Here is a 12,937-nt window from a genome sequence, read left to right as displayed (position 1 = left end):
ACCGACGAGTCCATCCTGCCCACCGAACTCACCGCATAGCCTCAAAACGAGATCACCGAGTGGCCGTCGATACACCACTCCAGCGGACGTGACCCGATGGTCACGCGGCCGCGGCATCACAACGCGTATCGCCAGCAGGGTACGGACTGCAGCCAACGCCTCGACGGACCGGTGGACAATCGAATGCACCAGGGCTCGCGGGATGCCGACGTCTGCACCGTCCCTACGAGCGCAAAGCCAGTCACTTCTTGGCCTTCACCAGCATCGCCTGCACCCTCATCTGCTACCGCAGACTCGCCGAATGAGATGGCGTCTTACGAGTTGGTGCGTGATGGGGGTGGGGTCGAGCTGGCGGAGTCGCTGGTGGGTGGCCTGATCCGGCGGTGGTGGTCATGGCGAATTGAGCGATTCTCGCGCATCGGCTGTTTCGCGGGGATCTCGCGATGTCATCTGGCCTGTTTGGCCGAGGAGTTGGCACAGCCGTGGCAGGCCGGTGTCGAAGGGCGGCGTCAGTTGGCGCGAGGCGCCGCGAAGGTCTGCGTCCCGGGCCGACCGCCTGCGCTTGATTCGTCCGGTCTGGGGGGATCTCCGGGTGTGGTTCTCTCGTGGGCCGTCGAAAGGGGTAGACCGAATCGGGCCGGCGGCTGAGAAGGGTGCGGTTGCTGGTCGGGCATGGGCAAGCGAGGAGGCAAACAGTGCAGGCCAACGTAGGTGACAGGCTTCTCGTGCATGGGCGGGTCGTTGGGCAGCATGATCGGGTGGTCGAGATCTTTGAGGTGCTGGGCGGGGAGGGGGTCCGCCGTACCGGGTCCGTTTCGAGGACGGCCACGAGACGGTCATGAGCCCCGGCCCGGACACGGTCGTTCAGCTTTCCACGGCGAGTCCGGGGAGTGACCAGGAGTAGCCCGGTTCGGGCGGAGACGCGGGGCTGACCTTTGGGAGCTGGCTGTTGACCCAGGTCGTGCCAGGCGGCTCCGCGGTTGATCCGCCACGGTTGCCCTCCTGGCGATCGCAGCAGGCGCACGAACTTCTGCGGCCTCATCTGGGGTGCGCAGGCGTCTTGAGGACCCAGGAGCTCCCGGTGCAGGCTGCGAGGAGGGGCGGGAAGGTCTTGCCTTCCACATCGGCGCTGGTGAACTCGTGTCTCTCGCTGCAGTCGCACAAGGTAGATCCCGCTCTGGTGGACCTTCTCGTCCGGGTGGTAGCTCTCCTCGTCCATGATCCCGTTGTACTGCCGCCCAGCGCGCCGGGCGAGCGCGGCCCTGCATGGGTGCCCCGCCTCATCCCTCCTGCCCATGCGGAACTCGGCCAGTTTCAGGGCAGGTCGCCCGTTTGGCAGACACGTTGGGCGATGTCGCGAAGTGATGTTGTTGTCCTGGGAGTAGCGGCGCAGGACGGCAAAGGCCTGGTCCTCGTCGAGGTCGTACTGATTCATGAGGATGCCCCATGGCTTCGCCGACAGTGTGGCGGGTGTCGATGGCTTTTTGCATTTGGGCGTGGGAGCGGGCGCTGGAGAAGACGATGGCGGCGTGGGAGGCCAGAAGCCAGCCGGTTGTCTCACTGGTGTCGTTGAATGCGCCGGGTTGCCGGGAGTAGAAGTTCAGGGCGCCGAGGTCTTCGTCTTCGGTGTAGAGCAGGAAGCCCATCATGCTGCCTACGTCCAGATCCTGGCCTGGCGGCCGAAAGCGGACCAGCGGATCTGGACATCTTTCGGTGCTTCCCCGGGCACTACCAGTCACCCCCACCACCATGGTGAGGGTGTATGCGCGTAAGTCTTTTCCCACGGTGCTCTTGGCGGCTGCCGCGCGTGTCGCCGGCCACCTTCCGGGGGCGGAGGAGCAGTTGGTGCGGCTGTGCGCAGATGCGGTGGCCTCCGTCGATCCAAGGAGCCGGCCCGACCGAGGAGCGTTACCCCTCAGTTAAGGCGCGAGGCCACTCAGGCGTCGCTGCCGGGTTCGGTGTCGGGGTGCGCTCGTTGCTCGGCGCCGGTCTCCAGATAGCCGGGGTCATCGCCGGAGGCCCGGCCGACGAAGATGTCATTGGGTGTCGTGCCTGTGGTGCTGTGCTGGTCCGCTGCCTGGCTCTGTGGCTGGCCACCCGTGTCCTCGGGCCTGCCTGAATGGACCTCGGAGGTGGCGGATCCCTTCAGGTGTTCGCGGGCCCATGACCGCAAAGACATCGTGCCTCCAGCTCAGGAGGAAGTGCCGATGTCGTCGAGGTACCCCTCAGGTGCCCTTGCATGCAATGCGTTGATCCGGGCGGTGCCCCGCCTCCGCTTACAGGGGTGCCTTCCCCTGCTGCTCGGCGTCCTCCTGGTCGAGCGGGGAAGGAATGGGCCGGGGCGTCGTCGGGGCATCAGCGGCAGCGCCTTGAACTCGATCGAGTGGGTGACACCCGCTTCCCCCTGGTGCTGCCTGTTGGGCACCCCTTCTCGGCGTACGAGCCGTGATGCTCGGTGCTCACGCAACGCCAAGCCGGCCAGCTCCGGAAAACCAATCGACGGCCGGCGTCACAAACAGGCCTGAGGCCACGGCGTCGGGTTGTGCAGCAGTCCGGCCGTCGGGGGTCGGCGCTGCTATGCCGTGGGCGCTTTCCTGGGCCGGTCCTGCCGAAGGCGAGCGGCAGGCTGCGCGAAGACGTGTCGAGGCGATCCGCTGGCCGCATGACCCGGGTCGCATGAGAGCCCAAAACCGTGGGTGCGCGGGCGGTGCATCGCTGCGCGCACCCCCGGAAGGAGAGCACCCCCATGCTGATGGCTCATCCCGCGGGCCTGACCGACCTCATCGCCCAGTACGAGGCCCTTCAGGCTCTGCGGGCAGGCGAAGGCGAGCCACAGGCTCAGCAGCGGCTGGCCGATCTCTCCTACACGCTGTGCGTGGCCACCGGTACGCGGGATGTGGACGCTGCCCTGATCGCCGCTCGCCATCAGCTTCCCGGCGCTCGTGTCCAGGACGACTCGGTGATCACCGCTGGAGCGGCATGGGGTAAGACGGGGCGTGACGTGCCGGCCGCGGGCCGGGGCTAAGTCGCAGGTTCTAGCGGCCGCCACAAGTCGGCGGGTGGAGGCACTGCCTCCACCCGCCGACTTGGTTGATCAGCGGCCGACTGCTCGGGCGAGCTGGTCCTTGTTCACGGATGAGCGGCCCTTGAGGTTCTTCTGGTTGGCCCTGTAGAGATGGTCGCCGCGTCGGACCCCGAGGACCCTTGCCCTGGCCGCCCGAGGACCCTTGCCCTGGCCGGAGCCTTCGCCACCACGCTGAGGACGGACCTGGGATCCTTGGTGGAGGTACGGCTGGCTGAGCGTGACTCACCCGAGCGGGCGCGTTCCTCGTTCACCGTCGGGGCGGGTACCCCTTGGCACGCCGGGGAGGCGCCGCGTTCTTCCCGGCTCTCCTTGATGTGCACGTACTGACGCTCACGCGTGCGGGTTCGATCCTGCGGGCGTCTTCACTCCTCCTCGGATGAAGAGGCTCGTGACAGTGGCGTCCTTCGCGTTTCACGTCGGCATCCGGACTATCGGGTGCCGACGATGCCTCCGGTGACGGCGATGACGCCCGGCAGCAGAAGGCAACGCTGGCCGTGCTTTTCCACCTCTCGCTGCACCAGTTCCGCATCCTCGCGCTCGGCGGGCAAGTACACGACAGCAATATCCGCGCCCTCTCGCGCGTACAGCAGGGCAACCGCACGGCCGATCCCGGAATCACCGCCCGTGACAAGCGCAACCTTCCCTCGCGGCTTGCCGCAGGCCTGGTACTGGCTGGCCTGGTAGCGGGGCAACGTACGCATGCGGGCTTCCAAACCCGGAGGCTCCTGCTTGTCCGAGTCATACGGCGGGGCCGGCTCGGAGACGACCTGCGGGGCCGGGCCTTGAGGCTGGTGCATCATGGCCCACGTCTCCACGAAACGGGGGCGCCCTGTCGCTACGGGAGCGCTGTGCTCTTCACGTGCCGGGTGCCCGTGGCAGCTTCGCCCAACCGTTCCCGGGGGACGAGGTCCTCTACGCCGTAGGGCTTTCCGCCTGGCCTCGCGAATGGTGATCCACACGAAGGGCCTGAAGGGGCCCCCGGCTGGTACCGGCGTTGCCTTGGCCGGAGCAGACCCGCGATGGCTGGGGAGGTGTGCGCTGGCCGCCCCCCGCAGACCTTTCGCCGCATCCTCGTCAGCAAGGAGGCCGGCATCGCCCTGGACCTCGCGGGCCTGTCCCGCTGTTCGATGGAGTCGATGCCTTTACGGGCGATCCGGGCCCCGATGCGCTTGCCCCACAGCCATTTCCACAGGTGAGGGACGTCGTACGCTTTGTCCGACGGCGATGTTGTAGGGCTTGAGCTGTCCCTGCTCTGACGTGGAGGGTCCTCAGCGCGGTCACGCGTCGGTCGGTTCAGCCCTGCGGGGTGTCACCCAGGCCATGGCAGCCGCGGGGTCTCGTCCAATTCGGATAACGGGGCCTTCTCCCTGAGGCGTTCGGACTCCCAGACCTGCCGCAGCATGGCGGGGGCGGCCGCACATGCCTTGGCGACCGTCCCTGTCAGGCGCCAGGTCGGCACCCCTTCCCGCTCAGGATGCGGCGAGAGGTAGGAGGCCGAGTGGAGCCGCACAACACTGCGCAGGTGGGCCGGCAGTACAACACCTGTCCGACCCCGACTTCGGCCTCATCGGCGTGGACGGCGGCCGGGCGGAGGCCACTGCGCCAAGCAGGACCTCCCTGCAGCTCCCAGGTCTGTGCGGTGTCGGACAGGCGTCGTGTGCGTCGGTGTCGTATCGCACGTCATGGGTCATTGAGTTTGCGGGTGTCGCGGGGTTCAACGTAGGGCTCTTCGCCGGGTGGGTGGCCGGTTTCGATGGCGCGTCCGCGTTCGAGTTCGGCGTTGAACTCCAGACCGAGCAGGATGGCGATGTTGGAGATCCACATCCAGATCAAGAAGATGATGACCGCGGCCATGCTGCCGTAGGTCTTGTCGTAGCTGCTGAAGTTCGCCACGTACAGCGCGAACAGGGCAGAGGCGATGATCCAGATGAGCACGGCGATGATGCTGCCGGGCGTGACCCAGCGGAAGCCGCGTTTGACGTTCGGGGACGCCCAGTACAGCAGCGCGATGATCAGCATGAACAGGATGATCATCACGGGCCACTTGGCGATGTTCCACACAGTGATGGCCGTATCGCCCAGCCCCAGGATCTCCCCGGTCCTCTTGGCCAATGTGCCGGTGAACACCACGCCCACCGCGATGGCGGCCAGCAGCACCACCACGACGATGGTGATGGCGAGCCGGGTGGGCAGAGTCTTCCATGCCGGCCGACCCTCGCCGACGTCATAGACCGCGTTGGATGCCCGCATGAAGGCCGCGATGTATCCAGAGGCCGACCACAGGGCGATCACAATGCCGATGATCAGCGCGAGGCTTGCTCGGCCCTGGTTGCCCTCGAGCTGCTCCAGGATGCTGGTGAGGATGTCGCGGGCAGCTCCCGGGGCGATACTGCCCAGGTTGTCGATCAATGGCCTGATGGTGTCCGTGCCCAGGAGCCCGAGGATCGATACCAGGGCCAGCAGGGCCGGGAAGATCGACAACACTCCGTAGTAGGTCAGTGCGGCCGCCCAGTCGGTGAGGTTGTCTCCTTTGAACTCCTTCACCGTGCGTTTGAGCACCCCGCCCCAGGTCTGCTTGGGCAGGTCCGTCGGCTTCTCGGCCGGGGGCGGTGCGCCAGGCCCGGTGCCGGATGCGCCGCCGTGCTGATCGTTGTCTCGCGCCATGGCTTACGACCTCCAGGAGGGGCTGGGGCAACCGCCACATCGGCTCATCCGGTCCGCACCGGCGCACGGTCCGGGGGAGGAGGAACTCGGCCCGTGCGACGACGGCTGTGGCCGTTCAGGGCTGGGCAGGACCGGCTGTGGCCGTTCAGGGCTGGCCAGGACCAGGGGATTGCTCGCCTGCCTCGCCGGCCACGTTCTGCCCGGATTCGCGGGCCTGGTCCTTGACCTGATCGGCCCGCTCGCGGGCCTGCTGGCCGGTTTCCTGCGCCGCCTCGGTGGCAGCTTCCTTGACCTCCTGGGCCGCCTGTTGCGCGGACTCGGTGGCGTCCTCCTTCAGCCGCTGAGCCGATTCCACGGCCGCCTCCTTCACCGGCTCGGCGAGATCGCCGGCTCGCTCGGTCAGCTGGCCGACCGCTTGCTGCTCGGCCTGCGAGGCCGGTAGCAGGGAAGAGGCCAGCAGACCGGCGCCGAAAGCGATCACACCCGCCGCCAACGGGCTCCCCCCGGCTTGACGCGGCGCCTGCTGCGGCGCCGCCTTCACCGCTTCGCCCGTCTGCTCGGCGGTGGCGCTCAGCTTGTCCGTGGCCTGCCCCGCGCTCTCCTGCACCGACTGCGCGGTCCGCCGGGCACGCTCCTGGACTTTCCTGGACCTGTCCGGCGCGCTGCTGTGCGCCATCGGGTGCGCTGCCCATGACCCTTTCCCGGATCCCGGACACCTTGCCGCGCACACGCTCGGTACGTCGGCGGGCTACCCGGCGGGGGCTGGTGCGGTCGGCCAGTCGTTCCACATCGCGAGAAAGCTCCTCCCGCGTGGTATCGATCTGGGACCTTATGCGGTCGGGTGACGTGCCCACTGCGCATCCTCCTTCAGTGTCCCCAAGGTCTGTTCAGGCTTGGGCGAGACCTTGCGCATCTTGGCCCGGCCGACGACGAACAGCACGGCCGCGATCATCGCCCAAACCCCGGTGATGATCAGCGCGGCCCACCCCCAGTCCATGACGTTGGCCAGACCGAACACCGCGGCCAAGGAACCGAAGAGGGCGACCATGTAGCCGCCGAACCCGGCCCCGCCGAACATCCCGGCCGCCTTGCCCGCCTTGGTGGCCTCCTCGCGTATCTCAGCCTTCGCCAGCTCCACCTCCTGGCGGAACAACGTCTCTACATCGCCCGCCACCTCGGACAACAACTCACCAACCGACTCGTCCGCACGGCTGGGGCGCTCGCGTGGCCCACTACGCGGCGGTGACGTTGACAGGTCAGTCATTCCTCAGCTCACCTCCCGGTAACGGGGCCCTTCCGGTTCCCCGTAGCCCGGCTGACCGCCCGTGCCGAGGTCAGACGGTGTGCTTTGCGGTGCCCGGGAGCTCGTCGGCGACGGCCCTGTATTGGACTGGCCGGCCTTCCTCCCCGCCTTGGCCAGATGGCCGACCACGAATCCGGCCAGGACGGCTCCACCAAGGAACGTGCCAGGCTTGCGACGCGCAAAACTCTCGACGTCCTCGACCAAGCCCCCCACCCCTCGCTGCTCCAAAGTGCTCGCGGCACGGCGGCTCCCGTCGGCGGCCTGAGCGATCAAGCTCCCCGCCGGGGAGTCGGGACGAGCCTTCTCAGCCATATCAGCTAGATCATCCGCCCACTGACGCAGGTTGCCAGCCGCTTTCTTCGCCTGCGACTGCATCTCATCGCCAGCGCGCTCACGCAGCTCGACCACAGCGGTACGGGCCTGCTCACTGGCCTGTTCCGTCACCGCCTGCGCCTGTTCCTTGGCCGTGCCGGCCACCTCACCAGCCGCTGTCTTGGCCTGACCCGCCGTGGCCGAAGCTTCCTGCTTGGCCACCTCCCCGGCCTGCTGCGCAGAACCGGTGTCTTCATTCGGGGATTCACCCATCGGTGCCTCGTCCATAGGGCGCATCATGGCTATCACCGCGCGCGGGTACCCGCCGATCCACAGGCGACTCCCGGAGATCGGATCGGGCTCACCGTGGCGGCCCCGCGACTGGTGTGGCGGCTACGGCGCATGGCCGGTCTGCCCGCCGACGCCTCCGGCGCGAGTGCGAGAGCGCCACCACAGCAGCCGACCGGACGTGTCACGCGGCCCTCGGCGAGTCGCACCAACCGGCCGCGCAACGCCAGATGATCATGGAATGTGGCATCCGCATGTTGTGATCTGTAGATGTGGCGAGCTGTCGTGTGGCCGACAAGTCCGAGCAGCTGACGACCTTTCTGACGCAGACACCCATCTGAGCGCATAGGGTCCGAGCGTGTACGGCAGGCAACTGGGCCCGGGCCAGCGGAGCTTGTGACCCGGTTGTGGCGTGAAACCCAAAGCTCGTTTGTCGTCCTGGACGGGACGTAGAGCGCGAGCGAAGCCCCGGTCCCGCTGATGTGGGATGCAGTACGGCTGTGTCCTACCCGCACTTCCCCTTGTGACTGGCCCGGGTACGGGCGACAGCAGCCCAGGCCGTGGGCGCTCGAGACACTCTGGCGGACCCTGGCCAGCCCGCACCACCCCGACCGGACGGGTGACTCAGCCCCCTTCTCGCCGATGGCCGCCACCGCGACCACCTGACAAGCGTTTCTGTCGGGCACCCCCCGTGCACTGCTGATGAGTGCCCTTTCCGAACACTCCCCTTGGGAGGCCGGTTGGCCGGGCGCGGATGGGTGACCGTCGTTCGCGTGGGCGGTGCTATCCGGTTCGGATCCGGTTGAGCCGAGGTTGCTCAGGCAAGAACCGCGAGGTGGTCTGCCGCGATGCCTTGCCACTCGATCATGAAGAGGGTGGCGTCGTCGCTGGTGTGCCCGCCCCGTTCCCTCTTCAGGGTGTGGGAGAGCTCGCGCAGATCCGCCCGCACCCCCCGGGAGGGCTCTTCTCCCAGGCGGTTGACGCAGCGGATGAGGCGTTCCTCGCCGAACGGCTCGCCGCCGGTGACGTGTTCCTCGATGATGCCGTCGGTGTAGCACAGCACCCGGTCGCCCGGCTGGAGTAGGTGCTCTCGGATCCGGGGCTCCTCGCCGCCGAAGCCGACGGGCAGCGTCGTCGCGCTCTCCAGTTGCCGCTCGACCCGGCCTTCGCGGATCAGCAGCGGCGCGGGGTGGCCCGCGTTGACCAGTTCCAGCTCACCGGTTGCGATGTTGATGTGCATCAGCTGGGCTGTGACGAAGTGGTCGGGACCGAACTGCCGTGAGATGGCGTCGTCCATGAAGGCGTACTTCTCGGCCAAGCTGACGAAAACGCGCCGGGCATGCCGGTAGGCGCCGATGGCGACGGTCGCCATTACGGCGGCATCAAGTCCGTGGCCCATCGCATCGATCACGGCCATGTGCAGGATGTTGTCGTTGAGGGCGTAGTCGAAGCTGTCGCCGGCGACGCGGTAGGCGGGCTCCAGGCTGCCGGCCACCGTGACCTGCGGCACGGTCATCGTCAGCGGCGGCAGCAGGCTCCACTGGATCTCCGCGGACACGCTCATCGGCTCCCGGCGCCGGGCCAGGAAGAACAGGTCGGTGTAGGCGTTCTTGGTGACCAAGATGTCGGCGACCAGGCCGGCGAGCCTGCGCAGCAGACGCCGGTCGTCGTCGCCGACGGCGTCAAGGGTCAGAGCCATCACTCCCACCTGGTCACTACCGTCCAGCAGCGGCAGATACATCCGCTCGCCGCCGTGGGCCTGCGGCACCTCGACGACGTCCGCGCTCAGGAAGGCCCGGCCGGCGGGGGAGTCGGCCATCGGCTCGGGCTGGCCGACGTGCAACTTACTGCCCGCAAGCGGCACCAGCACCTCCTGCGCGTAGTCCTGCAGCAGGATGGAGACGTCCCGACCACCGATCCCGGCCACCTCCTCCGCGATCAACGGGGCGATCAGCTGCGGCGGCATCAGCCGTGCCCGATCCAGCAGCAGACCGAGCAGCCGCTCACCGAAACCTTCCGACCGATCCGCCTTCTCCTCGCCCATGACCCGCCTCGCCACTCGTACCGGTCACTGCCTCCGCACCACCTGAACCTGGAGAAGCCGCCGGAGCGACTTATTACGCCATGCGCAGCATGTCGGCCCGCGCTGTCCGCGCGGAGTGATCAGGCGGCCTGGCCCAGCGAGGCCGCCGTCCCGGCTGGCGGTGGAGGTCGGCCATGGGCCAGCCGCCTGGACGCCGTGGCCCACCGCTCGGCCGTTCACGCGCCCAGGCCGCCTGATCAGGCGGCGGCGGTCGACCTGTTCGGTGGTCTGGATCATGTGGGGTAGATGGCGGTAGACCTCGCGGGCGACGAACCGAGCCGAACAACAACTGCCACAACGCCGGCTCCGCCTCGGTCCTCGACGTGGACGGTGCCCTGGTGGAGGGCCGCTGCGCAGAGCAGGACTTCTCCTTCAGCAAGCACGTCCGCATCAAGGGCGGTGGTGCCCGAGCCGAAGGCGGCGGCGCCACAGCCGGCACAGTGATCCAGCAGAATGTGGCGCAGGAGGGTCGGCAGAACGTCAACTGTGCCAACCCCAACGACACGGACATCACGGTGACGGGGAGCCGGTCGGAGGTGGGCTGTCAGTTGGTGGACCACTCCGCGAATCTGGGCACCGCGGAGATCGGCGGCGGCGCCCGAGCCGAAGGCGGCTCCAGCACAGCCGCGCTGTTCCAGCAAAACGTGGCACAGGAAGGCCGGCAGAACGTCAGCTGCGGCAATCCCAACAAGCTGACCCTCACAACCCTGGAGTCCACCAGCACCACCCAGTGCGTGGCCGTCGACGATTTTCGGAACATCGGCTCCCGCTCCCGGTAGCCAACAGATGCTGGCCCGCTTCTCCTCCGCTGCGCAGTCCGCCTTGCCCGGGGTCGTGACCCACCTTCCGCATCTGAATCGGACCTGACGATCGCCGTCACCAGCGGCACCAGCTCGCACTGCTATGCCCCTCGGACGAGCTGCCACGGCGACCCAGCACCCTTGTTCGCGGTGCCGGACCAGCACGGGGAACGTGCCGTGGGACTGGACGTACGTCCCCTCGGCGGGTCGCGTTCCGGTGAGCTCCGCCACGAACTCCGCAACCTCCCGTCAGGGACGCGCGCCCCAGGAAGTCGCGGCCTTGAGGAGCGGTTCATCCGGTTCTCGTGCAGGCATGCACGCATGTCCCCGCGGGTCGGAGCGATACGCGGCGAGGGCGGGCGCGTCCTGCGGCCGGAAGTGGTGCAGGGAGAGTTGGTCGGTCTGTGGAAATATCTGCGGAGCATCCCATGGGGCAGATAGGGGTGTTCGGCGGCATGGAGGCCGGGATCGCAATGAATCCGACATAGGGGATGTACGCTCCAGCGCGGACGCCCGCGTGAGCGGGCGGACCGTAGGCCGGTCGTCGCGCGGAGGGGGGAAAGGTGGTGGTGATGGCCGTACGGCGGCTCCCGGGCTTCGCGCTGTTGGCCGGGATTCTGGTCACCGTACTGACCGGTTCGAACATCCCCGCGCCCCTGTACGTCGTCTATGAGTCCCGCTTCGGCTTCCGGCCCGACCTCACCACCGTGATCTTCGCCGTCTACACCGTCGGCGCGATGACCTCGCTCCTCTTCTTCGGCCGGGTCTCCGACCACCTGGGGCGAAGGCCCGTCATCGCCGCGGCCCTCACGCTCATGGCGATCAGCACTGTCCTGTTCCTGTCGGCGCAGAACGTCCCGATGCTCTGTGCGGCCCGGCTGTTCTCCGGCCTCGCCGTCGGGCTCGTGGTGGCGCCCGCGACCGCGGGACTGGGCGAACTGGCACCCCGGAGCAAGCCGCGTCGCGCAGCGGTCGTGGCCACGGCCGCGAGCATGCTCGGGTTCGGATTCGGCCCGTTGCTCTCCGGCTTCCTGAGCGAGTACGCACCGGCACCCACGCGTTTGGTGTACGCGGTGTACCTGGGGTTGCTGGCGCTGGCCGCCCTGGCGCTGGCGGCCATCCCGGAGACAGTGCCGGCGCGCGATCGGCGGTTCGCGCCCCGCCTCGACATCGGCCTCCCGCCCGGTGTGCGGCCGGAGTTCGTGCCTGCGGCGATGGGGGTGTTCTCCGGCTTTTTCGTTCTCGGACTCTTCGTCGGCCTGATCCCGTCGTTCCTCGGCAACGACCTGCACTGGACGAGCCACGCCCTCGGCGGCGCGGTCCTGTTCCTGCTCTACGGCGTGGCGGCGGCGGCCGAAGTGGGTGCCCGCCGGTTGGGCGACCGGTCCGCGCTCGGGCAGGGCCTGCTGGTTCTCCCCGTCGCCCTCGTCGTGATCGTCGTCGCGTTCGCCCACGCCAGCCCGGCCGCGTTCCTGGTGGGTACGGTGCTGGGCGGTACGGCCGTCGGCCTGGTCTTCATCGGCGGACAGGCGACGGTGAACCGCATCGCCCCGGCGGAACGGCGCGCAGCGGTGACCTCCGCTTTGTTCATCGCCGCGTACACCGGTTTCTCGGTACCGGTGGTCGCGGTCGGCGTGGCTTCTGTCCAGGTGGGGACGCTCCGCGCCACGACGGGCGCCGCGATCGTCTTCGCCCTCATCTGTGCGTTCGCCCTGACGGTGCTGGTCCGCGCGGGCCGCACCCGTGAGCACCGCGCGGGCAGGTGATGGTACGGGTGCGTGGGGTGCTGCGCTTCGTCCGCGCAGGGCTGTGTGCCTTCACCGCGTAGGGGTGCGAGGGGTGGGCATCCGGCCGTGCCCTCGCCGGCCAGCCGACCCCGACGCGGTGCTCTGCCGCTCCAACGCCGGCGCCATCGCGGAGGTCATCCGCCTGCTCGAAGCCAGCAGGTAGCCCTGGTCGGGGAAGGGGAGAGCCTTCGTGCCCTGGCACTTGCCGCCCGCGAGCTCAAGGAGGGGCGCGCACCTCCCACCCCGAGCTGGCTCTCTTCCGCACCTGGGGTGAACTGCAGGACTGTGCGGAGCACGATCCTGCCGGGGGAGACCTCCAGCCCCTGGTCGATCTGGTCGACCACCACGGACCGGAAGCCGTCCTCGCCGCAGTCGATTACCAACCGCATCCTGCTGCAGCTTCCCCAGGGCTACGACCTTCTCTTCGGCCCCCACAACCGGTCGCATGAGCCCTTCCACCAGGCCAAGACGGCGCAGGCTCAGAAGTGAGGACCGGGCCCGGGAATCGGGGAACAGCGCCCTAGCTGTATTGACCTGGAGCGTTGTTTGCGCGGCTGATCGGTGGGTGGCCTCCGAGTGCGGTGTGGCACCGGTGATGGTTGTAGCTGTGCAGAA

At 68.3% G+C, this 12,937-nt stretch carries 11 protein-coding genes and 5 pseudogenes; 6 read left to right on the top strand and 10 right to left on the bottom strand.

The annotated features are described in order from the left end of the window. Window positions 1–695: 695 nt before the first annotated feature. Window positions 696–904, top strand: a pseudogene (locus tag AB0M26_RS30180) (DUF1918 domain-containing protein). Between the two features lie 410 nt (window positions 905–1,314). On the opposite strand, the pseudogene AB0M26_RS30175 reads toward AB0M26_RS30180, so the two are convergent. Together AB0M26_RS30175 and AB0M26_RS30170 are read right to left on the bottom strand one after the other, a co-directional pair. Beyond that, window positions 1,315–1,670: pseudogene (locus AB0M26_RS30175) on the bottom strand (GAF and ANTAR domain-containing protein); the annotation flags it as partial. 266 nt (window positions 1,671–1,936) lie between these two features. After that, window positions 1,937–2,179 (bottom strand): hypothetical protein, encoded by a 243-nt coding sequence (locus AB0M26_RS30170; RefSeq protein ID WP_365265960.1) that lies wholly within the window; start codon window positions 2,177–2,179, stop codon window positions 1,937–1,939. 567 nt (window positions 2,180–2,746) lie between these two features. On the opposite strand from AB0M26_RS30170, the gene AB0M26_RS30165 reads away from it, so the two are divergent. Next, a complete protein-coding gene (locus AB0M26_RS30165) occupies window positions 2,747–3,025 on the top strand; it encodes a DUF5133 domain-containing protein (RefSeq protein ID WP_365265958.1) in 279 nt (92 codons plus the stop codon). A 69-nt stretch (window positions 3,026–3,094) separates the two neighbouring features. On the opposite strand, the pseudogene AB0M26_RS30160 reads toward AB0M26_RS30165, so the two are convergent. The 8 genes and pseudogenes from AB0M26_RS30160 to AB0M26_RS30125 all read right to left on the bottom strand — a co-directional run bounded on the left by AB0M26_RS30160 (window position 3,095) and on the right by AB0M26_RS30125 (window position 9,696). Further along, window positions 3,095–3,405: pseudogene (locus tag AB0M26_RS30160) on the bottom strand (plasmid stabilization protein). A 108-nt stretch (window positions 3,406–3,513) separates the two neighbouring features. Continuing rightward, window positions 3,514–3,885, bottom strand: a complete 372-nt coding sequence (locus AB0M26_RS30155; RefSeq protein WP_365265956.1) for an SDR family NAD(P)-dependent oxidoreductase — start codon at window positions 3,883–3,885, stop codon at window positions 3,514–3,516. Between the two features lie 320 nt (window positions 3,886–4,205). After that, window positions 4,206–4,304, bottom strand: a pseudogene (locus AB0M26_RS30150) (IS5/IS1182 family transposase); the annotation flags it as partial. Window positions 4,305–4,765: 461 nt separating this feature from the next. Then, complete coding sequence (locus AB0M26_RS30145) at window positions 4,766–5,749, bottom strand: YihY/virulence factor BrkB family protein (protein WP_365265954.1); 984 nt, start codon at window positions 5,747–5,749, stop codon at window positions 4,766–4,768. A gap of 145 nt (window positions 5,750–5,894) precedes the next feature. Further along, window positions 5,895–6,356: a hypothetical protein gene (locus AB0M26_RS30140; protein WP_365265952.1), complete on the bottom strand. Its 462-nt coding sequence runs from the start codon at window positions 6,354–6,356 to the stop codon at window positions 5,895–5,897. A gap of 222 nt (window positions 6,357–6,578) precedes the next feature. Continuing rightward, the gene (locus AB0M26_RS30135) at window positions 6,579–7,013 is read right to left on the bottom strand and encodes a phage holin family protein (protein WP_365265950.1); all 435 of its coding nucleotides are present in this window, start codon (window positions 7,011–7,013) and stop codon (window positions 6,579–6,581) included. Between the two features lie 3 nt (window positions 7,014–7,016). Further along, window positions 7,017–7,652: a hypothetical protein gene (locus AB0M26_RS30130; RefSeq protein ID WP_365265948.1), complete on the bottom strand. Its 636-nt coding sequence runs from the start codon at window positions 7,650–7,652 to the stop codon at window positions 7,017–7,019. Window positions 7,653–8,469: 817 nt separating this feature from the next. After that, a complete protein-coding gene (locus AB0M26_RS30125; RefSeq protein ID WP_365265947.1) occupies window positions 8,470–9,696 on the bottom strand; it encodes a PP2C family protein-serine/threonine phosphatase in 1,227 nt (408 codons plus the stop codon). A 362-nt stretch (window positions 9,697–10,058) separates the two neighbouring features. Between AB0M26_RS30125 and AB0M26_RS30120 the strand changes: the two genes are divergently transcribed. From AB0M26_RS30120 to AB0M26_RS30105, 4 genes and pseudogenes are all read left to right on the top strand, one after another. Continuing rightward, on the top strand, window positions 10,059–10,514 hold the full coding sequence (locus AB0M26_RS30120) for a hypothetical protein (RefSeq protein ID WP_365265945.1): 456 nt from the start codon (window positions 10,059–10,061) through the stop codon (window positions 10,512–10,514). Between the two features lie 593 nt (window positions 10,515–11,107). Next, a complete protein-coding gene (locus AB0M26_RS30115; RefSeq protein WP_365265943.1) occupies window positions 11,108–12,301 on the top strand; it encodes an MFS transporter in 1,194 nt (397 codons plus the stop codon). A gap of 109 nt (window positions 12,302–12,410) precedes the next feature. After that, window positions 12,411–12,699, top strand: a pseudogene (locus AB0M26_RS30110) (DNA helicase); the annotation flags it as partial. After that, window positions 12,608–12,811 carry a hypothetical protein gene (locus AB0M26_RS30105; protein ID WP_365265962.1) on the top strand — a complete coding sequence of 68 codons (204 nt, stop codon included), beginning with the start codon at window positions 12,608–12,610 and terminating at the stop codon, window positions 12,809–12,811. The pseudogene AB0M26_RS30110 and the gene AB0M26_RS30105, both read left to right, overlap by 92 nt. Window positions 12,812–12,937 lie beyond the last annotated feature (126 nt).

It is taken from the genome of Streptomyces sp. NPDC051776 (assembly GCF_040681345.1).
In the GTDB taxonomy this organism is placed as follows: Bacteria; Actinomycetota; Actinomycetes; order Streptomycetales; family Streptomycetaceae; genus Streptomyces.
Note: the sequence above shows the minus strand (reverse complement) of the source record. Positions and strands in the feature narration are given on the sequence as shown.